Below are 24,418 nucleotides of genomic sequence, written 5' to 3'. Positions count from 1 at the left end.
TGTTTGATTTAACAAAAAAATTCACAAAAATTCAACCGCACTTTTAGATTAAAGGCGCATATCACATAACTTGGCGTTATTTCTTTTATTGCACCACCATTAAGCCTAAGCAACCTTTGTCTGCTGCCATCAGATCTGCCGCGCCAAAGGTGAAAGGGTGGCCGTTAGAAGACGGCTGTTGAAAGCGAACTAAAATCTGCACTTTGCCCTCAATCCACAGGCTGTCTTTCCACGCAAGATCGTTTTCTGCCACAGGCTTATCATTAATGCTTTCAATGATAAATTTTGCCCCCTGAATTTTAAATCCTGCAGGTTCGTTGCTCGTGATTGTCCAGCGTTCCGTGCTGTTTAATTCGGCATTTACATCAATGCGTCTAGGATCGAAACGTTGTTGATTGAGCATTCCATTATTCGCATCAAGTTGGAACTGACGTTCACGGCGAACTTCCGCCTTTAATGCTTGCGGTGCATCGGTGTTAAACTGCATTGTGTTGTTTTGTGCAAAGGCACTGCTTAAGCCTTGTGGGCGTAGCTCAAGCACTGTGTTGTCGAGCAATTCTTCATCGCTGGCGAAAAAGCCTGTGAGTTTACTGAAGAAATTTCGTTTTTTCCCCACAATTAAGGTGGCGTTTTCCCCCTCATTGAGATTAACAAGAATTTCAGCACGTTCGCCCGGTGCAAGAAAAAGTACCTTTGTGGTTTTCGCTTGTGGTAAAAAGCCTTGATCAAGTGCGATGAGTTGGAAATCGCGCTCGTCATCAAAACGTAATTCATAACGGCGTGAAAGGGAAGCGTTCAGCAAACGTAAACGCACAACGCCGCGTGGCACCTCTAAATAAGGCGCTTCTTGCCCATTGACAAATAAACGATTGCCAAAAAAGTGCGGTCGATTTTGTTGGAATAATTGCACCCCTTCATCATTTAATTGCATATCTTGCAAAATCAAAGGAATATCGTTTACGCCATATTTTTGTGGCAAGCTTGATTTACGGCTTTCGTTATCTTCAATAATGCACAGTCCGAGCAAGCCGCGGTAGGTTTGATACGCGGAATGCCCTAAGGTGCAAGCGGAATACCAGCAAGTGCAAGCAGGCTGAGTGATCGGCAGAATAGGCGACCAGCCTTGTCCTTGTTTGAAAGGGTGAGATACGCCACCCAGTGATTCAGCGCTCACTTGCAGTCCTTGAATGGCTAGCGCCACCATTTGCGACAAGCTATTGCGATAGTTCAGCTTGGCAAAATCCCCTTGGCGCATTTTTAATGTTGGGCCTAAATAATTACCATTAAATCCCCACACTTCGCTGGCTTTTCCCCGCTCTAATTGGGTTTGCGCGCTGTTTATTTCTAAAAAAACAGGCTTGCCACGGCGAGTTTCCATTAATGGGGGAACGCTTAAAGGCTGGCGATCAGCCGCCCATAATGGCGCAGGAATGGCTGAAAAAGCCCCAGCAGTGAGGGCAGTTTTAAAAAATTGACGGCGAGAAAAATGATTCATTTTATTTTGTTGCGTCTTGTTGAGCTTGGCTGGCGGCAATTTCCGCATCAAGTTCGTTGATTCGTTGTTGCATTAAAGAATGGCAATAGCTCGCCAATTCACGCACATTGTCTTTGGTGTAAGCCGAAGTATCCACAGGTGGCAACATTTCACAGATCACCTTGCCATTATCCCAACGGTTAAGATCGATTTTATTTTGCGTGGTGGAACAAACCACTGGTACAATCGGCACGCCAGCGGCAATGGCAGCGTGAAACGCGCCTGTTTTAAATGGCAGTAAACCACGTCCACGGCTACGCGTGCCTTCAGGGAACATCCAAATAGAAAGCTTATCACGGTTAATACGTTCAGCCAGTTGAGTCATTGTGCTATGTGCTTTGGAACGGTTATCACGATCTAAAAAAATGTTACCCGATGCCCAATATAAAATGCCAAAGAACGGGATCCAAATCAGGCTTTTTTTCCCGACACTCACGGTACGTGGCATCACCATATAAGAAATGGTGACCATATCGTAGTTATTTTGGTGATTACCAATGTAAATACACGGCCCGATATTTTCCGCATTGGCAGGGAAACGATGTTCCACTTGCAAACCGAAAAGGGGATACAAACGCCCGAAGCAACGCGCTACATCACCCACGTTACTTGGATTTCTGAAACGAATGAGAGAATAAATCGTGCCGAGCAAACAAATTAAAATACAGCATAGCACAACCACAATAATGCGAAGAAGTTTTAGCATAAACACATACCCTGAAAAAAATTTGCACAAGTATAGCGAAAATCCGCAAATATTTGTATCAATCCGCTAAAAAAATGCTAGGCTATCAAGCAATTTCATTCTTCCCAAAGATATTCAACAATGGCAAAGACCTATTTTATTGCAGATTTACATTTAAGCGAAAATCGCCCAGATTTAACCGCACTTTTTGTGGATTTTATGCAAAATCAAGCCAAAGATGCGGAAAGTTTGTATATTTTAGGCGATCTTTTTGATTTTTGGATTGGTGATGATGAGCATTCCCCTTTGATTGATTTGGTGAAACAGCAAATTCGCCATTTAACGGAAAACGGCGTGAGATGCTATTTTATGCACGGCAATCGCGATTTTCTTATCGGCAAAAAATTTGCCCAATCTTGCGGTTTAACGCTGTTGTCAACTTATCAAGTGATTGATTTATATGGCACGCCTACCTTGCTTTGCCACGGCGACACCCTTTGCATTGATGATGTGGCTTATCAACGCTATCGTAAAAAAGTGCATCAAAAATGGCGTCAATGGCTTTTTTTACATCTGCCTTTAAAAGTGCGGTTAAAAATTGCCGAAAAAATTCGTGCTAAAAGCAAACAGGATAAGCAACATAAATCCAATCAAATTATGGACGTGAATGCGGATTTTGTGTTGCAAACAATGCAACAATTTAACGTTCCGCAGCTGATCCACGGACATACGCATCGGCAAAATTTGCATAAAATCCCACCGCACTTTGAACGAATTGTATTGGGCGATTGGGGCGAAACTTCTTCTGTGCTAGAAGTCTCGCCAGAAGGAATGCGATTTATTAATCAAAAGACGAGCTAAATGCAAATTAAAATTGGCGAAAATTACGCCGCCTAACAGCCATATTCTAGACTTTAGCATCACTTTCGCCTATAATCTTGCCGTTCTCACCGCCCCCATAGCTCAGTCGGTTAGAGCAGTCGACTCATAATCGATTGGTCACAGGTTCAAGTCCTGTTGGGGGCACCAGCCAACCTTATAAATAACCTTTATCTTTTAAAAAGATCAATAAAAACAGTTAGTTAGTTTTTCTCTCTATTCACCTAGTAAATAACAGTTTATTATTTTAATTAAGCATATTTAGATCCCTAATAGTTCCCCTGAGTAGTCGTACTAAAATTAATGCGAGATAAATAAAGGTAGCAATGTGCCTTATAAGAATGGGAATAATGAATTTATATCGTGTAAAAAAACGGATCATTGCGATCCGTTTTTAGATGAAAAATTAACTTTTTTCCACTTCCAATCTTTCAAACACCAACACTCTATTTTCTAGTTTGCGTAGTAATAATGTGGCGATGCCTGTAATGGCAAGGTAGATGACACCTGCGATGCCGTAAATGGTGAGTGCGTCATATTCTGTGCCGTAAAGCTGTCTTGCGTAGCCCATAATATCTAAAATGGTAATGGTTGAAGCAAGCGATGTGCCTTTAAATACCAAAATGATTTCATTGCTGTAAGACGGCAAGGCGCGTTTTAAGGCATAAGGAATTAAGATTTTCAGCGTTTGCCAACGGCTTAAGCCAAGCGCTGCGCAACTTTCCCATTGTCCTTTTGAGATCGCTTTCACTGCGCCGTAAAATAATTGTGTGGAATAAGCCGCACTGTTTAGCGCAAGGGTGAGCATTGCGCAAAACCACGCATTAGACAATAGCGCCCAAGCGGGGCTTTCTACGATCCATTGGAATTGTCCTGGGCCGTAATAAATTAAGAAGAATTGCACTAATAGCGGTGTGCCAGTGAATAAAGTTAGGAAAATATTCACCGCACTTTTTAGCAGTTTATTTTCCATTGCAAGAATAAAGGTTAAAGCAATGGCTAAAATAAACGCAAAAAAGAGCGCAGAAACCGTAAGCAATAGGCTTGTAGGAATCCCCTGTGCGATGGTGATGAAATAATCGTGAATCATTATTCCACTCCTCTTTCAAAGCGGGTAAAACGCCATTCTAGCTTACGAATTAGCACTTGGCTGATAAGCGTAATCACTAAATACATTAATGCAGCAAAGCCATACCAAGTGAAGGGTTCGTGGGTTCTTGTGTTAATTAATTCTGCTTGACGCATTAAATCGTGTACCCCAATCAATGAAACGAGGGCTGTATCTTTTAATAACACTAACCATTGATTGCTCAAGCCCGGTAAAGCGTGTCGCCAAACTTGCGGCATAATGATATGCAAAAAGGTATAGCTACGGCTTAAACCAAGGGCCGCGCCTGATTCCCATTGCCCAAGGGGAATGGCTTGAATGGCACCACGCAAGGATTGCGAAGCATAGGCAGCAAAAATAATGGATAACGCCAACACCCCACAAAAGAATGGGCTAAGTTCCAAATATTTTCCAGTGATTAATTCCAACACTTCAGGAATGCCGAAATAAATTAAGAAAACCACCAAAATTTCAGGCAAGCCACGCAAAAGGGTGATGACAACAGCGCTCGGTTTACGCACGCATTGCCATTTGCTCATTTCTAGGCTAACAAAAATGAGCGATAAAACGAGCCCTAATAATAAGGAACACACCGCTAACCCTAAGGTCATTAGGGTTGCGGTGTACATTAAAGGAAGATAATCCACAAACATAGCGATTATTTAGTCATCCATTTATCGTAAATTTTTTGGTATTCGCCGTTTGCTTTAATGGCTTCGATACCTTTGTTTAGGCTTTCTACTAACGCAGTGTTAGATTTATTTACCGCGATACCTAAACCGTTGTTGAAGTAACGTTTATCCGTAACACGCTCGCCTACGAAAGTTAATTCTGGGTTTTTCTCGAACATATCACGCAATACGTCAGTATCACCGAAGATCAAATCGATACGTCCATTTTTTAAGTCAAGAATCGCATCTTGCAGGCTTGCGTAAGATTTTGCCGTGTATTGTTTAGCTTCTGCGTTAGCATATTGTTGGTAAGTTGTCCCATTTTGCACGCCCACGGTTTTCGCCGTAGCTAAATCTGCTTTGCCTTTTACTGCGATGAAACTTGCTGAGCTTTCGTAGTAAGGTTGGCTGAATGCCACTTGTTTTGCGCGTGCTTCGGTAATATCAATAGCTGAAATTGCAGCATCAAACCCACGGCCTTTAATTAAGCTTGGAATTAACGCGTCAAAAGCTTGGCTTTTGAAATGACAAGTAGCTTCGATTTCTTTACAAATTGCGTTGGCAATATCCACATCAAAACCAACGATTTCGCCTTTTTCATTGGTTAATTCAAATGGCGGATAGCTTGGCTCCATTGCAAAAGTAATATCTTGTGCTTGCGCCATTGCTGCTGAACTTGCTAAAAGGGTTGCTAAAAGTAATTTTTTCATTGTGTAATTCCTTAATGTGAATGAGATAAATATTGTTTAAATTGTTCTGTTTTAGGCTGCATAAAACAGCTTGCATCGCCCATTTCGATGATATGGCCTTTTTCCATATACACCACTTTGGTTGCCACTTTCTGTGCCACAGAAACTTCGTGGGTAACAATCACTTGAGTAATGCCTGTTTCTTGTAATTCCTGAATAATGGACACCACTTGCGCCGTAATTTCAGGATCGAGCGCTGCGGTTGGTTCATCAAATAATAAAACTTGCGGTTTCATCATTAATGCTCGCGCAATCGCCACACGCTGTTGCTGTCCACCAGAAAGATGCAATGGAAAGCGATCAGCAAATTCTTCTAAACGTAAACGGGCAAGCAATTCAAGAGCTTGTTTTTTCGCCGTTTCTTTATCTAATCCAAGCACCTTTACGGGCGCTTCGATTAAATTTTCAATAACCGTTAAATGCGGCCATAGATTGTATTGCTGGAATACCATTCCCACATCTTGGCGTAATTGACGCATTTGTTTTGGATTTGCCGTTGCCGCAGAAAGATCAAATTTATTGTTGGCAATCACCAACTCACCAGACTTTGGCACTTCTAATAAGTTTAAGGTGCGAATCAGCGTACTTTTCCCCGCACCACTTGGCCCTAATAAAACCACGGTATCGCCATCTTCCGCCGTTAAGTTAATGTCAAACAGGGCTTGTGATGAACCGTAGAAAAAATTGAGATTTTTTACACTAATGGTCATTTTTGTTGTTAGCTCTAAATTTAAAGTTGAAATAATATTAATATTTTTTGCATAACTATGCAAATAAAAAGTTAAAAATTTTTACCGCACTTTTGTATGGGCGTTTTTGAGATAAAAATCCCTTAATTTTGCCCCGCACTTTCATCGGAAGGCCAAGAATGCACCACGGCTTTGACTAAGGTTGCAAGCGGGATCGCAAAGAACACGCCCCAGAAGCCCCATAATCCACCAAAAATCAGCACGGCGACAATAATGGTCAGCGGATTAAGGTTTACCGCTTCAGAGAATAAAAATGGCACAAGCAAGTTTCCGTCTAAAATTTGGCTTATCACATAAGCGGCGATTAATGACCAGAAAGTCGGGGTAATGCCGAATTGCGACATTGCCACTAACGCCACGGGAATGCTGACTAACACCGCGCCCACATAAGGCACTAGCACGGATAGCCCCACGGCAACGGCGAGCAACAAGGCATAGCGTAGATCGAAAAATAGGAAGATTGCATAAGTAATCACGCCAACCACCAGAATTTCAATAATTTTGCCGCGAATATAATTTGCGATTTGTTTTTGCATTTCTTGCCATACTTTATCGGCTAGTTTGCGGTTGCGTGGCAGAAATCCGCTGATGTACGTGAGTAATTCTTGTTTATCTTTCAATAAGAAAAATACCATTAATGGCACAAGGAAAGCGTAAATGCCTAGGCTCACAAGGCTGATAATGGAAGAAATTGAGAGTTTAAGCGCTGATTCGCCAAAGCCTAAAATTTTGCTTTTCACGCTAGTGAAAAAGCTGTCGATCATTTGGTAATCCACTACTTGTGGATAATTTTCAGGTAAAGAACGCAACCAATCATTAAGCGAATTAAACATATGTGGCAGTTCGCTAAACAAGTTAATAGTTTGATTAACCAGTGTCGGAATGAGTACCAGCGCGATAATCAGCACAATACTAATAAAGCCGCCAAGCACTAAAATGGTGGCTAGTAAGCGGGGGAATTTGAGTTTTTCATTTAACACGCGGATTGGCATTTCCAGCAAATAAGCCAGTACGATGGCCACCAATAACGGCGCAAGTAAATCACTAAAAAAATAAATGGCGATAAAGCCAAACAGCAAAATGGCGAGTAATGCCATTGCCTGCGGATCACTAAATCGGCGCTTATACCAATTTTTCAACATTTCTAACATAAAAGCTCCTTTCGGCGAGAATTTGTGCTGATTATAAGGTAAAATCAGGGGGATTTATATGAGGGTCTGTTGATAATTCATTTTGCATTTGAGTTATTGTTTAAAATTAGCACAATCGCAGCGATTGAGAATGACGACAAAGAGTGTGCTAATTTTAAACCTAACCCAAAGGGCTGGAACTATTTTTTGTGATAACTGTGTTGAACGCGGTTCGTTTAGAATAGCTAAACTTCCCCCCGTTCGCCTTGTTCTCACAAAAAATAGCTACCAGCTCAAATGTAAAATGAATTATCAACAGCCCCTAATAAAAGGAATTTTCTATGACTGTTAAAATTTATCACAACCCACGTTGTTCCAAAAGCCGCGAAACCCTTGCCTTATTACAACAGCAGGGGATTGAGCCTGAAATCGAGCTTTATTTAGAAAAGCAATATTCCGTTGAGTTCTTGCAACAGCTCGCGCAAAAGTTGCAGCTTAACAGCGTGCGAGAAATGATGAGAACTAAGGATGATTTATACCGCACTTTGCAGCTTGATAATCCTGAGCTCACCGAAGAACAGTTGCTGGAAGCTATTTCACAGCATTCTGCCTTGCTTGAGCGCCCTATTGTAGTGAATGGTGAAAAAGCCAAAATTGGCCGCCCGCCAGAAAGTGTTTTAGCAATTTTATAATTTCTTCGCTATAATAATGCCCGCTCCGCCATAATCATTGAGCGGGCATTATTTTTACCCATTTTATTTATTGAGAGGCAATGATGAAAAAGAAAAAATCTTTTGCGCCCGTTGCTGACGTGCAAGGTTGCACCACCTATCAGCATAATAAAGGGACAATCCGAGATAACGCCATTCAGGCATTATTATCCGACAAATTATTTCGCCAACGCATTGAAAAGAAACGAAAAGGCAAAGGCAGTTATCAGCGAAAAGCGAAACATCAAGGGAAATATTTTGAAAAGCCCGATTATCAAGTTTTTGGCAACAGAGATTTTATAATCGGGTTTTTCTTAACAAAAATAGCAAATAGAGGAAGTCATTATGTCAATCAGAACAGAATGTTTATTTAGCAACGAATGGAACGTACGAATTAGCGATCCCGGTGAGGAAGGCGCGCACAGTCATTTTTTTGAGAAAATTTATATCACGCTTGATGCCCATATTGACGGGGAAAAGATCACCTATGAATTCACCCGCAAAGTGGAAGATCAAGTAAAAATCAACCGCACTTTTACTGATTTAACCGAATTATTCAAATTTTTAGGCGAATATCTTGATCCTGTAGCGCTAGGATTTTTAGGCGTAAAAATCGGTAATCTTGGAGTAAAAGCGTAATTTTTTAGATAATCCGCCAAAAGTGCGGATTATTTTTTGGGCGAATTTATTTTATTGCAAAAAATAAAGCAGAAAGCCGCAAATTGATTGAACTTTCCTGCGAATATCTCTTCTAATTTTCATTCATTCTTTTGGATCTTGAACTTTATGAATACGCTCAAAAAATATCTCGGGATTTTTTACCCGCTCTTTGTTTTCTTTTTCATCAATTTAGTTATTTTGTCTGCAAGCCGATTATTGCTAGGTATTTGGCAAGCAGATCGCATTTCCGCCGTTGATGGCTGGATTCCGCTATTCTTACAAGGCATCAGGATTGATGTAGCAAGCCTATGTTGGTTATTTGCTTTGCCCATTTTGCTCACTTGTTTTTTTGCAGGTAATGGCTCAATTGGACGGCTGGTAAATGACTTCGTGCGCGTATGGCTCGTGTTAAGTAGTGTGTTTATTATTTTTATGGAAATTGCCACACCTGCTTTTATCGAAACCTATGATTTCCGCCCAAACCGTTTGTTTGTAGAATATTTAGTCAATCCGAAAGAAGTGTTTACTATGCTCGCAAACGGCCATATTCTGGCGTTAATTTTAACTCCAATTTTGACCGCACTTTTTGCTTATGGCTTCTGGCGACTGTCCGCTAATTTATGGAAAAATGTGTCTTATCCAAAATGGTATTGGCGGCCAGTGGTGTTCTTGCTTATCGGCGTACTTACCTTTATTGGCGCGAGATCAAGTTTTCAGCATCGCGGTATTAACCCTGCAATGGTGGCATTTTCTTCTGATCCCTTAGTGAATTCTTTGGTATTAAATTCCAGCTATTCTGTAATGTTTGCCATTCAGCAAATGAAAGACGAAGATCGTTCTTCCGAAATTTACGGTAAAATGCCACTGGACGAAGTAGTCGCTACGTTGAAACAAGTGAGAAACCGCCCTGAAAGTGATTATATTTCTGACAGCTTGCCAACAATGACGAAAAATGTGGCGAGCTATCAAGGCAAGCCAAAAAATTTAGTGATTATTTTGGAAGAAAGCCTTGGTGCGCAATTCGTCCAAACCCTAGGTGGCAAGCCCCTTTCTCCGCATTTTGATGAATTGGCAAAAGAAGGCTGGTTGTTTGAGAATCTTTATGCCACAGGTACACGTTCTGTGCGCGGTATTGAAGCGGTAACCGCTGGATTTACCCCAACGCCAGCGCGTTCGGTGGTGAAATTATCGGGTTCGCAAAATAATTTCTTTACCATTGCGGATTTCTTAAAACAGCAAGGCTATCAAACTTCGTTTATCTATGGCGGAGAAAAGCACTTCGACAATATGGCGAGTTTTTTCTATGGCAATGGTTTTGAAACCATTATTGATGAAAAAGATTATAAAAATCCACGCTTTACCGCCACTTGGGGCGTGAGCGATGAAGATCTTTTCGCCAAAGCCAATGAGCAATTTAGCCAGTGGCAAACAAATGGTAAACCATTTTTTAGTCTGGTGTTTACGTCTAGCAATCACGATCCTTTCGAGTTTCCTGATGGCAAAATTGATCTTTATGAACAGCCTAAGCAAACCCGTAACAATGCCGCGAAATACGCCGATTATGCCTTGGGGTATTTTTTCCAATTAGCGAAAAAATCCAATTATTGGCAAGACACCGTGTTTTTAGTGATTGCCGATCACGATTCGCGCGTGAATGGCAGCACCTTAGTGCCAATCAAGCATTTCCATATTCCAGCCCTGATTTTAGGGGAAGGTATTGCACCACGCCGTGATAACCGTTTAGTGAGTCAAATTGATATGCCGACCACCTTGCTTTCGTTGATCGGAGCGAGTGGCAATTATCCAATGCTCGGTTATGATTTAACCCAGCCGCAAGACCCGAATCGTGCGCTAATGCAATTTGACCGCACAATGGCTTATCGCAAAGGAGACGATGTGGCAATTTTACAGCAAAATCAACCTGTACAAGGCTTCCGTTATGATGAGCAAGCAGGAAAGCTCATTCCAGCTGAAATTCCCGAAGCAATGAAAAAAGAAGCCTTAGCTTACGCCTTGTGGGGCAGCTATGCTTATAAGCAGAAATTATATAAAGCTGATGCACAGCAAAAGTAATCACTAAAATAGTGGAAAAATAGCGGAGAAATCCGCTATTTTTTGTTATCCTAAGCAGCATTCAGATTATTTTCGGACAAGGTTATGACTTCCCACAACAACACCCACAAAAAACAGCAAGAAAATGCACCGCACTTTGCGCAAACTGACGTAGAGCAGTCTAATGCAGCGCCTATTGATAACGAGCAAGAAACCACCCATTTTGGCTTCCAAACCGTGGCGAAAGCAGAAAAACAAAAGCTCGTAGCTAACGTGTTTCATTCTGTGGCAGGCAAATATGATTTGATGAATGACTTACTTTCTTTTGGTATTCACCGTGTTTGGAAACGCTTTACCATTGATTGCAGCGGCGTGCGCAAAGGGCAGAAAGTGCTTGATCTGGCAGGGGGGACAGGGGATTTCAGCGCCAAGTTTTCTCGCATTGTGGGGGAAACGGGGCAAGTGATTTTGGCGGATATTAATTCTTCTATGCTCAATGTAGGGCGAGAAAAATTGCGTAACCTTGGTGTGATTGGCAACATCAATTATGTGCAAGCCAATGCGGAAACCTTGCCTTTTGCCGATAATACCTTTGATTGCGTGATTATCAGTTTTGGGTTACGTAATGTTACAGACAAAGACAAAGCATTGCGTTCAATGTTTCGCGTGCTAAAACCCGGTGGACGTTTGTTGGTGTTGGAATTTTCCAAACCGGTTTTAGATCCGCTAAGCAAAATCTATAATTTTTATTCATTTAATATTTTGCCGAAAATCGGCGAAGTGGTGGTGAATGACGGCGATAGTTACCGTTATTTAGCCGAATCGATCCGAATGCACCCGAAACAAGAAGATCTTAAAACAATGATGGAGCAAGCAGGATTCGAGCAAGTAAGTTACTACAATCTCAGCGCGGGCATTGTGGCGTTGCACCGTGGTTATAAATTTTAAGCGAGCAAAAAATGAACTTTCTGCAACAATTAATGCTGCCACAATGGCTCAACGGTGCGTTGGAATCCTTGCTAAATTATTTGTTAAAACGCACCGCGCATAGCGAAATTTATTTACGCAAACTTAACGGCAAGGTGCTGAAAATCAATGTGCAACAAATTGATTTTCCGATTTATTTTGTTTTTTCGCCGCAGCGCATTGATCTGCTCAATCAATATGAAGGTGAAGTGGATTGTGCGGTGAATCTCAAGGCGCAGCTATTGCTACAAATGCCGAGCAAGCAGCAACTATCCGCCCATTTAAACGATCAATCCATTCAGCTACAAGGAGATTTGCAAGTCTTGCAAGATTTCACTGCCTTGTTGGAGTTTTTAGAAAAAGATCCTGCCGAACTGCTTTCCCCTTTTGTGGGTGATGTGGTAGCACAAAGTGCGGTGAATTTTTTGCGCAATTTTGCTCAAATGGCAAAAAGAAAATTGCAACAAAGCCAGCAATATTGGGGGGAGCGTTTAACGGAAGAATGGGCGGTGATCTCGCCAAGCCTTGCCATTGCAGATTTTTGCGAACAAGTAAAAACGCTGGAAAAACACACCGCACTTGTAGAACAAAAATTAGCTCAACTTGAAAAGAACCGAATTTAATCTGATGACTTTTAAAGATTTCAAACGTTTATACAAAATTATCCGCACTTTTTTAATTTATGGCATTGATGAAGCCTTGCCCCACAACGCCTACACGCGACCTTTGCGCTGTTGGCGAAAAACCTTATTTTGGCTACGCAATCAGCATAAAGATCTCGCCTTTGGTTTACGTTTACGCCTTGCATTACAAGAACTTGGGCCAGTTTGGATCAAACTCGGGCAAATGCTTTCCACCAGACGAGATTTATTCCCCCCTGATATTGCTGATGAATTGGCATTATTGCAAGATCAAGTTGAACCCTTTGACGGCAAGCTAGCACGTGAACAAATTGAACAAGCCTTTGGGGGTAAATTAGAAACTTGGTTTGATGATTTTGATGAAACCGCGCTTGCTTCCGCCTCTATTGCACAAGTGCATACGGCAAGATTTAACGCCGCACAGCCCCTTGCAGGGAAAGAGGTGGTGCTGAAAGTGCTACGCCCGAATATTCAGCCACAAATTGAAGCAGATTTAAGCTGGATGTATAAACTCGCCAGTTGGATTCCGCGTTTATCAAGTGAAGGGTATCGCCTTCGCGCAGTGGAAGTGATTCGTGAATATGAAAAAACCTTGCGTGATGAACTGGATTTACGCACCGAAATGGCCAATGCCATTAAGCTCAAAGCTAACTTTGCCGATAGTCCAATGTTGTATATTCCTGAAATGTATCAAGAATTTTGCTATCGCAATGTGATTACAATGGAGCGTATTTACGGCATTCCCGTTTCTGATGTGGAAACCCTAAAAGCCAACGGCACGGATATGAAATTACTGGCAGAACGTGGCGTGCAAGTGTTTTTTACCCAAGTGTTCCGCGATAGCTTTTTCCACGCGGATATGCACCCGGGGAATATTTTCGTGAATCCACAACACCCTGAAAATCCACAATATATTGGCATTGATTGCGGTATTGTTGGGCGTTTGAACGATAACGATAAACGCTATTTAGCAGAAAGTTTTGTCGCCTTTTTTAACCGTGATTATCGCCGAGTGGCGCAAATGCACGTTGATGCAGGCTGGACGCCGCAAGATACCAATATTGATGAATTTGAACAGGCTTTCCGTGAAGTGTGCGAGCCGATTTTCGCCAAACCCTTATCGGAAATTTCGTTCGGGCAGGTATTGCTCAATTTATTCAATGTGGCGCGCGAATTTAATATGCAGGTGCAACCGCAGCTAGTGTTATTACAAAAAACCTTGCTTTACATTGAAGGCTTAGGGCGTCAGCTTTATCCGCAGTTAGATTTATGGGATACCGCTAAACCTTTCTTACAAAATTGGTTGGACGAACAAATGGGCGTGAAAGCCTTGGCGAAAAATTTAAAGGCTAGCCTGCCTTATATTACTGAGCATTTGCCACAATTCCCCGCGGCCTTAATGGACGCCTTAAAACAGCAAACGCAAATTCGCCAGCAGTTACACGAAATCAATAAAAAGTTGGCAAAACAGCAACGCTGGCAGAAAAAAGCCCTTGCACTGATAATGGGAACAGTGCTGTTTTTGGGAACATTATGGCAATTTTCCGCTTTGCCTTTATGGGCAAATATCGGTTTATTAACAGGCGGTGGGCTGCTTTGGCTTATGGCGTTGATAATGCCATAGCCTTTAGCTAAAGGCAAAATGTGGCGATAAATCAATAAAATGTGAAATAATGCAAATTGTCTATTGTTCAAGATGAATAAAAAAGTTATATTTTGGCACAATTTTATTAAGTTAGTTATAGGAGTAAAAAAATGGGTTTAGGTGGCGTAAGTATTTGGCAATTACTCATTGTTTTGTTAATTGTATTAGTTTTCTTCGGCACAAAAAAATTGCGTAATGTGGGTTCAGATTTAGGGACTGCAGTAAAAGGCTTTAAAAATGCAATGAAAGATGATGAAACAGCTTCAGAGCCGAAAAAAATTGCCGATGACGCACAACAAGCGAAAGCGGAAACTGTAAAAGACAAAGAACAGGCATAATCCGTGTTTGATATTGGTTTTTCTGAATTACTGTTAATTTCTATTGTGGGCTTAGTGGTGCTAGGCCCTAAACGCTTGCCCGTGGCGATTCGTACCGTGATGGGCTGGGTTCGCACCATTCGTGGTTTAGCTGCGAATGTTCAAAATGAATTGAGCCAAGAGCTGAAATTGCAGGAATTACAGGAAAGCATCAAAAAAGCTGAACACCTTAATTTACAGCAACTTTCTCCTGAATTGAGCCAAACGGTGGAAGAATTAAAGGCTTCTGCGGAAAAAATTAAAGCCAATTTAGAAGAAAAAGCAGCAAGCACGCAAACGTCCTTTGAGCATCAAGTGCAAGAATTAAAAAGTGCGGTGCAAAATTCTGAACAAATTTCTCCGCAAGAAACCGCACATCACGACAGCGCTCAAAGTGATACATCACCAGAGAACGCACTTTCCCCTGCAGATATGGCAGAGCTTGCCGAGCAAGATGAATCTCAATTGGAGCTAACCAGTGCGTACTATCCTGAAGATGATACCCTTGCTGATGTTGCCCCTTCAACAAAATCTCAATCAGAAAAAGCATAAAGGCATTTTATGACTGTTGAAGAAACCCAACCTTTAATTAGCCATTTACTGGAACTGCGTGATCGTTTGTTGCGTTGCGTGTTCGTGGTGGCGGTGGTCTTTTTAGGCTTGGTTTATTTTGCCAACGATATTTATAATTTTGTTGCCTCGCCATTACTCAGCGTAATGCCGTCAGGGGCGAGTATGATCGCAACTAATATCGCGACGCCTTTCTTTACCCCATTGAAATTAACGGGTGTCGTAGCGGTGTTTATTTCTGTGCCGTTCTTGCTTTACCAAGTGTGGGCATTTATCGCGCCAGCACTGTATCAGCACGAAAAACGCTTAATTTATCCGCTGTTATTTTCTAGCACTGTGCTGTTTTATTTAGGCGTAGCGTTCGCTTATTATGTGGTGTTTCCACTCGTGTTTGGTTTTCTCACCAAAACCGCACCTGAAGGGGTTGCCATTGCCACAGATATTAGTAGCTACTTAGATTTCGTTCTCACCTTATTTCTTGCGTTTGGTGTGTGTTTTGAAGTGCCAGTGGCGATTATTTTGCTTTGTTGGTCTGGTGTTACCACCATTGATGACTTGAAGAAAAAACGCCCTTACATTATCGTTGCCGCCTTTGTGGTGGGAATGTTGCTTACACCGCCGGATATTTTTTCACAAACCTTGCTTGCTATTCCAATGTGCCTATTATTTGAAGTGGGGTTATTATTTGCGCGTTTTTATCGCCCGAAAGAAGATAATGACGACACGGGCAGCGACACCGACAGCAACGAGAGTGAAGCACAACAACACAAAGAATAATTTCTTTCCAACTAGTTTTAGGGCGAACCAATGTGTTCGCCCGTTATCCTTATAACGAAGAGATTTTGGAGAATAATGATGACTCAACAAATTTTCACAGGCTTTCCTGCACGCCGTTTACGCCGTATGCGTAAGCACGATTTCAGTCGCCGCTTAATGGCAGAAAATAAGCTCACGGCAGATGATTTAATTTATCCGGTGTTTATTATTGAAGGTGAAAATTATCGCGAACCTGTGCCGTCAATGCCTAAAGTGGAGCGTTTAACCTTAGATCAGTTACTTATTGAAGCGGGATTGTTAGTCAAATATGGCGTTCCCGTGATCGCCTTGTTCCCTGTGATTGATCAAAGTAAAAAATCCCTGATGGCGGAAGAAGCCTACAATCCTAATGGTTTAGTACAACGTGCGGTCAAAGCGCTAAAAGCGGCGTATCCTGAATTGGGCGTGCTAACAGACGTGGCGCTCGATCCTTACACGGTACACGGACAAGACGGCATTATTGATGATGACGGCTATGTTCTCAACGACATCACCACGGAAGTGTTGGTAAAACAAGCCCTTTCCCACGCAGAAGCAGGGGCTGATATTGTTGCGCCAAGTGATATGATGGACGGAAGAATTGGCAAAATTCGCACCGCACTTGAAGAGAAAGGCTTTATCAACACGCAAATTATGGCGTATTCTGCCAAATATGCCTCGAATTATTATGGCCCATTCCGTGATGCGGTGGGATCTTCAGCTAACCTGAAAGGGGGCGATAAGAAAACCTACCAGCTCGATCCTGCTAACAGCGATGAAGGCCTGCAAGAAGTGGCATTAGACATTCAAGAGGGCGCGGATATGGTGATGGTAAAACCGGGAATGCCTTATTTGGATATGGTGTACCGCGTGAAACAACACTTTGGCGTGCCAACCTTTGCTTACCAAGTATCGGGTGAATACGCAATGCATATGGCGGCTATTCAAAACGGCTGGTTGAAAGAAAAAGAATGTATTATGGAAGGTCTGCTGTGCTTTAAACGCGCAGGCGCAGACGGCATTCTCACCTATTTCGCCAAACAAGTAGCAGAGTGGATTTACTTAGAAAATCAAGGTAAATAGAAGTCTAAGCAAATAAAAAAACTATCATAAAAAAACACCGCACTTTATCTTGTTATAAACAGAAAGTGCGGTGTTTTTTTATCCAATTTTATTCAATTCCAATCAGCTTGTGCGTTTGAATGCTCAACTGCCATTTCGGTTTATTCGGGCGTTGATTTAGCAAGCCTAATTGCGTAATGGTGTGGAGCAAATTCATTTCGCCGCTGATTTCACAAGGGGAAAGGTAGTAATGCTGCGCTTGAATTTGGCTTTCAATTAATGCACAAAATTCTTGCACATCGGCATCTGCCACAATGCGCACTTCATTGGCTTGCGCAATGCAGCGTTGGCGATATTTCTGCGCATACTCTCGTTTCGGGCTGGTGGCAATGTAATCAATTTGTGCAGGGACAGGCTTTAATCCATTGGTTTCAATGGCAAGAAAATAGCCCTCTGCCTTAAGTTGATCAAGCAACAAAACCAGCTGTGGCTGAATGGTGGGTTCGCCACCCGTGATGATAATATTTTTTGCCGAAAACGACCGTACTTTAGCTAAGATTTGCTGTAACGACCACGGCTCAAAATCATTGTAGGGCGTGTCGCACCAAGGACAGGCCAAGTTGCATTTGCCGAAGCGGATAAAAATGCTCGGCATTCCTGTGTTCGCGCCTTCCCCTTGCAGGCTTTGGAAAATTTCTACAATGGGATAGCTTGGATTAGAAATCAGTTCTGCCATTAATCTTCCCGCCATTAATTTTCCCGATATTCACAAAATGAAGTAGGCGTTTCCCACAAGCGAATGGCGCTAATCGGCAAGTGTTCACTTAAGCGTTGAAAAATAAAGCGTGCCATTTCTTCTGCGGTGGTGCGCGTGGGCATTGCAAAGGTTTTGGAATTGAGATCTTGCAATAGCCGTGCAATTTTACTTTCGCGTTCGCTAGTTTCATCATAAATAAAGGCGTGATCCATTGGGGTGAGAATCTGTTCTTTTACGATCTGTTTGAGATCAGAAAAATCCATCACCATTCCTTTTTTCGCTCCACTGGCGTGTAGTTCCCCTTGCACTTCCACTTGTAATTTATAAGTGTGGCCGTGCAGGTTTTGGCATTTGCCATCGTGTCCGTCCAACAAATGCGCCATATCAAAACTGAATTCTTTAGAAACTTTAAACATTTTGTACCGCACTTTTTTGTTGTAAATATTCGTCTAAACCTTTATTGCGTAATACGCAGCTTGGACATTCGCCACAACCGCCGTCCACCCCCTGATAACAAGTGTGGGTATGATTGCGAACATAATCTAGCGCACCCAGGCTATCTGCTAACGCCCAAGTTTGCGCTTTGGTGAGATACATCAACGGCGTGCGAAGATTAAAATTGTAATCCATCGCTAAATTCAGGGTAACGTTCATTGATTTGATGAACACATCACGGCAATCAGGGTAGCCACTGAAATCCGTTTCGCACACGCCGGTGATAATGTCAGAAATACCTTGCCCTTTGGCATAAATAGCAGTGTAAAGCAAAAATAAAGCGTTGCGCCCGTCCACAAAGGTGTTTGGCAACTCGTCTTTTTCTTGTTTGATTTCTGCGTTTTCATTCATTAGGGCATTTGAGGTAATCGCTTTGATCACAGAAGTATCAATGAAAGTTTGTTTTACCCCAAGATCTTGTGTGATCCATTTGGCTTTTTCTAATTCAATGGCGTGGCGCTGACCATAATGAAAGGTTACGGTTTCCACATTTTCTACACCATAATCGGCAATAGCTTGAATTAAACAGGTGGTGGAATCTTGCCCACCAGAAAAGATAACGACCGCTTTGCGATTGTGATTTTTGAATGTTGTCATAAGATGTCCTAGTTTTTTTGCGTGGGAGGGTTGCGAACCACGGTTACAGCTGAATTTGATTCAACCAACGAAATAAGGGCGGTATTGTACAATAAAGGCGGGCTTAGACAAAGAAAAAGCCCGCAAAAGTGCGGGCTAAAATGGAAAAGTTTTTAGTTAAATGAATCTTTTAAGCGTTCCTCTGCACGGCGAGATTCACTTTTATGTTGCAATTTATTGAGTTGGCGTTCGAGTTTTTCTTCTACTTCATTAATTGCTTTGTACATATCCTCCGATTCGCTACTTGCGAACAAATCACCAAATGGCGTGCCGATGGAGGCTTCCACCGCAAAGCCTTTTGGTACTTTATTTAAAATGAAATGAGGATTAATCAGTTGAGTTTGCCATTTTCCTAATTTAGCAAGTCTTTCTTCAATGTGAGTGCGGATTGCAGGGGTGATGTCCATTTGTTTGCTTGTGATATTTAGAGTCATAGCATTTACCTCTTATTTGATGATAAGTATTTCTACTTAGGATTGAAAGGTCCATCTACAACATAGCCCTGTTGCTAATTTTTTTCAAGCCTTTTTTCATTTATTTGCGTAAATTTTCCACAAATGCAAGCAAGAAAAAAGCGGGCTTTTTATTGCCCACTTTGGTTATTGATGAGAGATTATTTTTTATATTGATAAGTACCATTCGACTGACGAATAAAGGTGCTACCATTCGCTAAGCGAAGCTGTTCAACACGGCCTTGCGAATTGAGTGAAACCTGTACTTTATCACCGGGTTTAAAGCTGCTTAACGTATTGCCTGCACCGTTCGCTTTTGTCATCGCATTCACATCAGAAATATTCAGATTGTTATCGCGGAAGACTTGCATAAGCGAAACGCCTTGTGGAATGGTGAGGGTTTTGCTTGTGCCTGCAGTTTTGCTTGTAGCTGGTTTTGCTTCCACCACAGGAACTTTTTTCTCTGCTTTAGGTTCAGCTTTTTTCACGCTTTGTGCTGTTTGCGCTTTAGTTTCTGTCTTTGCTTTGCTCGCAGCAGGTTTTGTTGTTTGTGTTGTCGCTTTTGCCACAGGTTTCGCCTGTTGTTTTGCTTGTTGGGCAACAGGTTTAGTTTGTGCTACTGCTTTTGTTGTTTCTACCGCTTTTTTCGGTTCAACAGGGGCAGGTTGTGGTTTGGCTACGGCAACAGGTTGTTCAGCTTGCGTTGTAGTTTGTGCTGCTGATTGCGCTGTTGTGTCATTGTTTTGCGCATCGTTGGCATTATTTTCTGCGTTTGCTGCTGTTACTGCTGTTTGAGCATTCTCACTGCCACTTTGTGCGTTTTGCGCATCTGCTTGCTGTGCAGGTTGCCCTTGGTTTAAGTTATCCAACACATTATTTTCCATTGGCTGCTCTTGATTGAGCGATTGGAACTGAGTTGGAATGCTGTTTGACGGCTGTTCAAACGCATTGACGGTATCAGAACTTGGTTTTAACCAAGAGATAATCAACAAAATGATCACCGCCAGTAATAATACGATGAAAATACGGCGATATTTTGGCGGAATGAAGCCTAAAATAGCCCAACGTTCAGGCTTATTAAGATTTCTGCTGATCGGCTCATCTTGTGTTTGCGTGCTTTGTTCAACAACCACTTCTTCTGTTGCGCCATTGTTTTCTACCAATACTTCGCTTTCGCTTGTTTCAACTGTATTGGTTTCTGTTGAAGCCCCTTCTTTTTTGCCTAACGAACTCACCATTTCTTTTGCTTTATCAAGTAAAGAAGGCTCTTGGCTAACAGGTTTTTTAGGGGTAATCGGTTCCATTTGATTAAATTCTAAATCAAGTTCACTTTGCGCCTTGTTGGCTGCGTTATTTTCTGGTTTATGTTGTTCAGTCACAGTTGATACCTTATGTTAATAAAAGCACTAAAATAAAGTGCGGTGCAAATTTTGCTTATTTTAAAGGATATTTTGCCATTGTTCCATTAGCAATTAGGCAGAATATAAAGTTTTATTTGGTTCATTGGCAATTTCGCGTGCTAATTTCGGCACTAAATAGCCTGAAGTGAGCTTTTGTAATTCTTTGTAAATTTCCACCGCACTTTCATCATCAAGATAAAAATGGCTCGCGCCCTCCACTTTATCAAACAAATGCAAGTAATAGGGCAGAATGCCAATGCGGAAAAGTTGCTCGCTCAAGGCTTTTAGCGTGTGGGCATTGTTGTTTATATTCTTCAGCATCACCGCTTGGTTAAGCAAGGTTACGCCCGCATTTTTCAGTTTCGTCATTGCGTGCGCCAAATGCTCATCAATTTCATTGGGGTGATTGATGTGGGTAACCAACACCGTTTGCAAGCGAGATTGTACCAGCAGCTCGCAAAATTCGTCAGTGATACGCTGCGGAATCACCACAGGCAAACGGCTGTGAATGCGTAAACGCTGTAAGTGCGGGATTTTTTCTAATTGTTTTAGCAGCCATTCTAGCTCGTGATCTTTCGCCATAAGGGGATCGCCGCCAGAGAAAATCACTTCATCAATTTCTGAATGTTGCGCGATATAGTCCAAGGCTTTTTGCCAATTTTTCTTATCACCCTTGTTTTCAGCATAAGGAAAATGACGGCGGAAACAGTAGCGACAATTAATCGCACAGCTATTTTTTACCATAAATAACAAACGGTTATGGTATTTATGCAAAATATTTGGCGCGGCGGTTTGTTGTTCTTCTAAAGGATCTTTGCTAAATCCTTCCGCTTGCACAAATTCTAAATGCGAGGTCATTGCCTGCAAAAAGAGCGGATCATTTGGATTGCCTTTTTCCATTCGTTCCACAAAAGGCAAGGGAACACGCAAGGCAAACAGCTTGCGCGCGGCAAAATCTTTTTCAAAAAGAGAAAGGGGAAGATTTAAGTGTTCCAGCAAGACTTTGGGATCAGAAATGGCATTTGCGAGATGATCTGCCCAATTTTCTACTTCTCTAATGGGGATATTTCGGGTTAAAATACGCACTTTTAAAAACAATCTCTTTTTATTTGAGGATAATATGGCTACATATACTACCACTGACTTCAAACCAGGTCTAAAATTTATGCAAGATGGCGAGCCTTGCGTGATCGTTGAAAATGAATTTGTAAAACCGGGAAAAGGTCAAGCATTTACTCGTACTCGCATTCGTAAATTAATTTCTGGCAAAGTGTTAGATGTGAACTTTAAATCAGGTACATCTGTGGAAGCGGCTGATGTAATGGATTTAAACTTAACCTATTCTTACAAAGATGACGCTTTCTGGTACTTTATGCACCCAGAAACCTTTGAACAATATTCAGCAGACGCAAAAGCGGTGGGCGATGCAGAAAAATGGTTATTAGACCAAGCAGATTGTATCGTAACCCTATGGAACGGTGCACCAATTTCTGTAACCCCACCAAACTTTGTGGAATTAGAAATCGTGGAAACTGACCCAGGCTTGAAAGGTGATACCGCAGGTACAGGTGGTAAGCCAGCCACATTAAGCACTGGTGCAGTGGTACGCGTGCCATTATTCGTACAAACAGGCGAAGTGATTAAAGTTGATACCCGTTCTGGCGAATATGTTTCGCGTGTGAAGTAATTTTCAGCGTAAAGCAAATACAAAAAATCCGTACAACAGTACGGATTTTTTATAGCCTTGTTTTTGTCTCTTTGTAAGCTTGGCTGTTTTCTCGTTTACCGATAGCCACGACAAAAACAACCACTTGCTCATCTTGAACTTGATAAATCAAACGGTATCCCGCATTGCGTAGTTTTATCTTATAGCAATCAGGAAAATGACTAAGCCGATTAGCTTCAATGCGAGGATTACGCAAAATCTCAGCCAATTTTTTCTTAAATTGTGCTTTATATTTTCACCAAGTTTACGCCATTCTTTTAACGCTCTTGGATCAAAAACTAGCTCATAGCTCATCTAAGCTAACCTTAATGCCTTTTTCGGGGTGGGCTAGGCGATGACGAACAGTTTCGAGCAATTCAAGATCTTCATCATTGACTAACACAGTTTGAATAGGAAATTTATTATTTTGCGCTACATATTGGAATAGTAATCTTACCGCTTCACTTGGCGTCAGGTTCATTTTCTGTAATGCCGCATAAGCTTCTTGTTTTAGTTCATCATCAAGACGAATATTAAGTGTTGCCATTTTTCCTCCTTCTATTTTGTAATAATTGTAATGCTATTTTGCATTACGCACAATAACAACAAGATAAAGAAAAAGTGCGCTGGAATGATCTGCACCCCAAAAGTTGGACTAAACAACCAACTGATTAAGGTGCAGATTTTTTATGACTAAATATACTCAACGTTTCAAACAACAAGTGCTCGACTTTTATCATCAAAATGGAAAAAACCGTTCGCTTACTCGCCAGTATTTTCAGCTTCCTCAAAGAACGTTAGCACGTTGGATTGCGAAATTTAATCATAATGGAATCAATGGATTAGCTGTGTTAGGTAAAAAACGATATTATTCTGTTGAGTTTAAATTAAAGGTTATTCAAGCTATCAAAAAAGGCCAGTGCTCCGCTGAAGCCGTTTGATATCCCCAGTTCAGGGATAATTAGTCAATGGTTGCAACGCTTTGAAAAACAAGGTATAGATGGGTTATTACTCAAACCTAAAGGTCGTCCAAGTATGAAACTCAACTCGCCTAAAATGCCACCAACGCCCAAAACAGAAGAAGAACGCTTGCGTTACCGAATTTTGGAATTAGAAGCGGAGAATGCAATGCTAAAAAAGTTGCAGGAACTCAACCAACAAAAAATGCAGAAAAAGCCGTCATCGTAAATGCCTTACGCTCGCGTTTCCCGTTGGAATTGTTACTCAGGCTAATCGGATTGGCACGCAGTTCGTTCTTTTATCATCTCAAGCCAAAGGCAGATAAAAATGTAGTGATTTCACAGAAAATAGAGGAAATTTATCGCAAAAATGACGAAAATTATGGTTATCGTCGAATTACCTTGGAATTAAGGAAATACTTGATTATCAACCACAAAAGGGTGCTAGCGATAATGCAACGTTTGGGGTTAAAAGGAAAAAGTAAGCAGAAAAAATATCGTTCTTACCAAGGCAAAGTGGGACACATTGCCGATAATCTGTTGCAACGGGATTTTACGGCAACGATGCCGAATGAGAAGTGGGTAACGGATATCACCGAGTTCAAATGTGCGGAAGGCAAAGTGTATTTATCGCCGATTAAAGACTTGTTTAATAACGAAATTATTGCTTATGATGTGGCGAGAAGTCCGAGTTTTGAGCAGATAACCAGAATGTTGACCCAGGCGGTGAACCGATTAGCGGGGGAAAAACCGATACTGCATTCCGACCAAGGATGGCAGTATCAAATGATGGGTTATCGGGAGATATTGAAAAAACACGGTATTACGCAAAGTATGTCGAGAAAAGGCAATTGCCTTGATAATGGTGCGATGGAAAGCTTTTTCGGGCGATTGAAGACGGAATGTTACTTTGGCAAGCGGTTTAAAACCTTTGAACAGCTTGAAAAAGTGATTCACGAGTACATTCATTACTACAACAATGAGCGTATTCAAGTGAAGCTCAAAGGACTAAGCCCTGTGGAATACAGAACTCAGTCCTTGAATTAAATTAG

The 24,418-nt window shown here is 41.7% G+C and carries 27 protein-coding genes, 1 tRNA gene, 2 pseudogenes and 1 riboswitch; of the genes and pseudogenes, 15 read left to right on the top strand and 15 right to left on the bottom strand.

Annotated elements, in window-relative coordinates:
* Nucleotides 1–85: 85 nt before the first annotated feature.
* Both L5B76_RS08665 and L5B76_RS08660 read right to left on the bottom strand, forming a co-directional pair.
* Nucleotides 86–1,495: a multicopper oxidase domain-containing protein gene (locus L5B76_RS08665; protein WP_265755545.1), complete on the bottom strand. Its 1,410-nt coding sequence runs from the start codon at nt 1,493–1,495 to the stop codon at nt 86–88.
* Nucleotide 1,496: 1 nt separating this feature from the next.
* Nucleotides 1,497–2,240 (bottom strand): 1-acylglycerol-3-phosphate O-acyltransferase, encoded by a 744-nt coding sequence (locus tag L5B76_RS08660; protein WP_115249089.1) that lies wholly within the window; start codon nt 2,238–2,240, stop codon nt 1,497–1,499.
* A gap of 120 nt (nt 2,241–2,360) precedes the next feature.
* Here L5B76_RS08660 and lpxH point away from each other — a divergent pair, with 120 nt between their 5' ends.
* Both lpxH and L5B76_RS08650 read left to right on the top strand, forming a co-directional pair.
* The gene (gene lpxH, locus L5B76_RS08655) at nt 2,361–3,080 is read left to right on the top strand and encodes a UDP-2,3-diacylglucosamine diphosphatase (RefSeq protein WP_265755082.1); all 720 of its coding nucleotides are present in this window, start codon (nt 2,361–2,363) and stop codon (nt 3,078–3,080) included.
* Nucleotides 3,081–3,171: 91 nt separating this feature from the next.
* A tRNA-Ile gene (locus L5B76_RS08650) sits at nt 3,172–3,248 on the top strand.
* 256 nt (nt 3,249–3,504) lie between these two features.
* Here L5B76_RS08650 and artM read toward each other — a convergent pair.
* From artM to L5B76_RS08625, 5 genes are all read right to left on the bottom strand, one after another.
* Nucleotides 3,505–4,188, bottom strand: coding sequence for an arginine ABC transporter permease ArtM (gene artM, locus L5B76_RS08645; RefSeq protein WP_265755081.1), 684 nt, complete (start codon nt 4,186–4,188; stop codon nt 3,505–3,507).
* Nucleotides 4,188–4,859 carry an arginine ABC transporter permease ArtQ gene (gene artQ / locus L5B76_RS08640; RefSeq protein WP_103853429.1) on the bottom strand — a complete coding sequence of 224 codons (672 nt, stop codon included), beginning with the start codon at nt 4,857–4,859 and terminating at the stop codon, nt 4,188–4,190. The genes artM and artQ overlap by 1 nt, the downstream gene beginning before the upstream one ends.
* A 5-nt stretch (nt 4,860–4,864) precedes the next feature.
* The gene (locus tag L5B76_RS08635) at nt 4,865–5,587 is read right to left on the bottom strand and encodes a lysine/arginine/ornithine ABC transporter substrate-binding protein (RefSeq protein WP_103853430.1); all 723 of its coding nucleotides are present in this window, start codon (nt 5,585–5,587) and stop codon (nt 4,865–4,867) included.
* A gap of 11 nt (nt 5,588–5,598) precedes the next feature.
* Nucleotides 5,599–6,336, bottom strand: a complete 738-nt coding sequence (artP, locus tag L5B76_RS08630; RefSeq protein ID WP_126373306.1) for an arginine ABC transporter ATP-binding protein ArtP — start codon at nt 6,334–6,336, stop codon at nt 5,599–5,601.
* Nucleotides 6,337–6,458: 122 nt separating this feature from the next.
* Entirely contained in the window at nt 6,459–7,526 is a 1,068-nt protein-coding gene (locus L5B76_RS08625) for an AI-2E family transporter (RefSeq protein WP_265755080.1), read from the bottom strand.
* Between the two features lie 320 nt (nt 7,527–7,846).
* Between L5B76_RS08625 and arsC the strand changes: the two genes are divergently transcribed.
* The 11 genes from arsC (at nt 7,847) to hemB (ending at nt 16,983) form a co-directional block, all read left to right on the top strand.
* Nucleotides 7,847–8,197, top strand: coding sequence for an arsenate reductase (glutaredoxin) (gene arsC, locus L5B76_RS08620; RefSeq protein WP_265755079.1), 351 nt, complete (start codon nt 7,847–7,849; stop codon nt 8,195–8,197).
* Between the two features lie 80 nt (nt 8,198–8,277).
* A complete protein-coding gene (locus L5B76_RS08615) occupies nt 8,278–8,589 on the top strand; it encodes an alternative ribosome-rescue factor A (RefSeq protein WP_103853437.1) in 312 nt (103 codons plus the stop codon).
* The gene (locus L5B76_RS08610) at nt 8,561–8,854 is read left to right on the top strand and encodes a DUF5377 domain-containing protein (protein ID WP_103853438.1); all 294 of its coding nucleotides are present in this window, start codon (nt 8,561–8,563) and stop codon (nt 8,852–8,854) included. Before L5B76_RS08615 ends, L5B76_RS08610 begins: the two co-directional genes overlap by 29 nt.
* A gap of 147 nt (nt 8,855–9,001) precedes the next feature.
* Nucleotides 9,002–10,948, top strand: coding sequence for an LTA synthase family protein (locus L5B76_RS08605; RefSeq protein ID WP_265755077.1), 1,947 nt, complete (start codon nt 9,002–9,004; stop codon nt 10,946–10,948).
* 84 nt (nt 10,949–11,032) lie between these two features.
* Entirely contained in the window at nt 11,033–11,875 is an 843-nt protein-coding gene (ubiE, locus tag L5B76_RS08600) for a bifunctional demethylmenaquinone methyltransferase/2-methoxy-6-polyprenyl-1,4-benzoquinol methylase UbiE (RefSeq protein WP_265755076.1), read from the top strand.
* 11 nt (nt 11,876–11,886) lie between these two features.
* Complete coding sequence (locus L5B76_RS08595) at nt 11,887–12,516, top strand: ubiquinone biosynthesis accessory factor UbiJ (protein WP_265755075.1); 630 nt, start codon at nt 11,887–11,889, stop codon at nt 12,514–12,516.
* 4 nt (nt 12,517–12,520) lie between these two features.
* Complete coding sequence (ubiB, locus tag L5B76_RS08590; RefSeq protein ID WP_265755074.1) at nt 12,521–14,158, top strand: ubiquinone biosynthesis regulatory protein kinase UbiB; 1,638 nt, start codon at nt 12,521–12,523, stop codon at nt 14,156–14,158.
* 131 nt (nt 14,159–14,289) lie between these two features.
* On the top strand, nt 14,290–14,517 hold the full coding sequence (tatA, locus tag L5B76_RS08585; RefSeq protein WP_265755072.1) for a Sec-independent protein translocase subunit TatA: 228 nt from the start codon (nt 14,290–14,292) through the stop codon (nt 14,515–14,517).
* A 3-nt stretch (nt 14,518–14,520) separates the two neighbouring features.
* On the top strand, nt 14,521–15,087 hold the full coding sequence (gene tatB, locus L5B76_RS08580) for a Sec-independent protein translocase protein TatB (RefSeq protein WP_265755071.1): 567 nt from the start codon (nt 14,521–14,523) through the stop codon (nt 15,085–15,087).
* Nucleotides 15,088–15,096: 9 nt separating this feature from the next.
* Nucleotides 15,097–15,882, top strand: a complete 786-nt coding sequence (tatC, locus tag L5B76_RS08575; RefSeq protein WP_265755069.1) for a Sec-independent protein translocase subunit TatC — start codon at nt 15,097–15,099, stop codon at nt 15,880–15,882.
* Between the two features lie 78 nt (nt 15,883–15,960).
* Nucleotides 15,961–16,983, top strand: coding sequence for a porphobilinogen synthase (gene hemB, locus L5B76_RS08570; protein WP_265755544.1), 1,023 nt, complete (start codon nt 15,961–15,963; stop codon nt 16,981–16,983).
* A gap of 88 nt (nt 16,984–17,071) precedes the next feature.
* On the opposite strand, the gene L5B76_RS08565 is transcribed toward hemB, so the two are convergent.
* From L5B76_RS08565 to epmB, 6 genes are all read right to left on the bottom strand, one after another.
* The gene (locus L5B76_RS08565; protein ID WP_265755068.1) at nt 17,072–17,698 is read right to left on the bottom strand and encodes a 7-carboxy-7-deazaguanine synthase QueE; all 627 of its coding nucleotides are present in this window, start codon (nt 17,696–17,698) and stop codon (nt 17,072–17,074) included.
* Nucleotides 17,699–17,712: 14 nt separating this feature from the next.
* Entirely contained in the window at nt 17,713–18,135 is a 423-nt protein-coding gene (gene queD / locus L5B76_RS08560; protein WP_265755067.1) for a 6-carboxytetrahydropterin synthase QueD, read from the bottom strand.
* The gene (gene queC, locus L5B76_RS08555) at nt 18,128–18,811 is read right to left on the bottom strand and encodes a 7-cyano-7-deazaguanine synthase QueC (protein ID WP_265755066.1); all 684 of its coding nucleotides are present in this window, start codon (nt 18,809–18,811) and stop codon (nt 18,128–18,130) included. The genes queD and queC overlap by 8 nt, the downstream gene beginning before the upstream one ends.
* A 2-nt stretch (nt 18,812–18,813) precedes the next feature.
* A riboswitch (PreQ1 riboswitch) is annotated at nt 18,814–18,858 on the bottom strand.
* A 105-nt stretch (nt 18,859–18,963) separates the two neighbouring features.
* A complete protein-coding gene (gene raiA / locus L5B76_RS08550; protein ID WP_115249105.1) occupies nt 18,964–19,284 on the bottom strand; it encodes a ribosome-associated translation inhibitor RaiA in 321 nt (106 codons plus the stop codon).
* A 179-nt stretch (nt 19,285–19,463) separates the two neighbouring features.
* On the bottom strand, nt 19,464–20,681 hold the full coding sequence (locus tag L5B76_RS11615) for a LysM-like peptidoglycan-binding domain-containing protein (protein WP_265755065.1): 1,218 nt from the start codon (nt 20,679–20,681) through the stop codon (nt 19,464–19,466).
* Nucleotides 20,682–20,774: 93 nt separating this feature from the next.
* Nucleotides 20,775–21,788: an EF-P beta-lysylation protein EpmB gene (epmB, locus tag L5B76_RS08540; RefSeq protein WP_265755064.1), complete on the bottom strand. Its 1,014-nt coding sequence runs from the start codon at nt 21,786–21,788 to the stop codon at nt 20,775–20,777.
* Nucleotides 21,789–21,822: 34 nt separating this feature from the next.
* On the opposite strand from epmB, the gene efp reads away from it, so the two are divergent.
* Nucleotides 21,823–22,389: an elongation factor P gene (gene efp, locus L5B76_RS08535; protein WP_103854617.1), complete on the top strand. Its 567-nt coding sequence runs from the start codon at nt 21,823–21,825 to the stop codon at nt 22,387–22,389.
* Between the two features lie 49 nt (nt 22,390–22,438).
* On the opposite strand, the pseudogene L5B76_RS08530 reads toward efp, so the two are convergent.
* Nucleotides 22,439–22,722 (bottom strand): annotated as a pseudogene (locus tag L5B76_RS08530) (type II toxin-antitoxin system RelE family toxin).
* Nucleotides 22,712–22,954 carry a type II toxin-antitoxin system RelB/DinJ family antitoxin gene (locus L5B76_RS08525; RefSeq protein WP_115249106.1) on the bottom strand — a complete coding sequence of 81 codons (243 nt, stop codon included), beginning with the start codon at nt 22,952–22,954 and terminating at the stop codon, nt 22,712–22,714. The pseudogene L5B76_RS08530 and the gene L5B76_RS08525 overlap by 11 nt, the downstream one beginning before the upstream one ends.
* 142 nt (nt 22,955–23,096) lie before the next feature.
* Here L5B76_RS08525 and L5B76_RS08520 point away from each other — a divergent pair.
* A pseudogene (locus tag L5B76_RS08520) lies at nt 23,097–24,413 on the top strand (IS3 family transposase).
* Nucleotides 24,414–24,418: the final 5 nt, after the last annotated feature.

Origin of the sequence: Avibacterium sp. 21-594 (assembly GCF_026226815.1) — a bacterium.
In the GTDB taxonomy this organism is placed as follows: domain Bacteria; phylum Pseudomonadota; class Gammaproteobacteria; order Enterobacterales; family Pasteurellaceae; genus Avibacterium; species Avibacterium avium.
The sequence above is the reverse complement of the archived record's forward strand: the minus strand, read 5'-3'. Positions and strand labels throughout refer to the sequence as shown.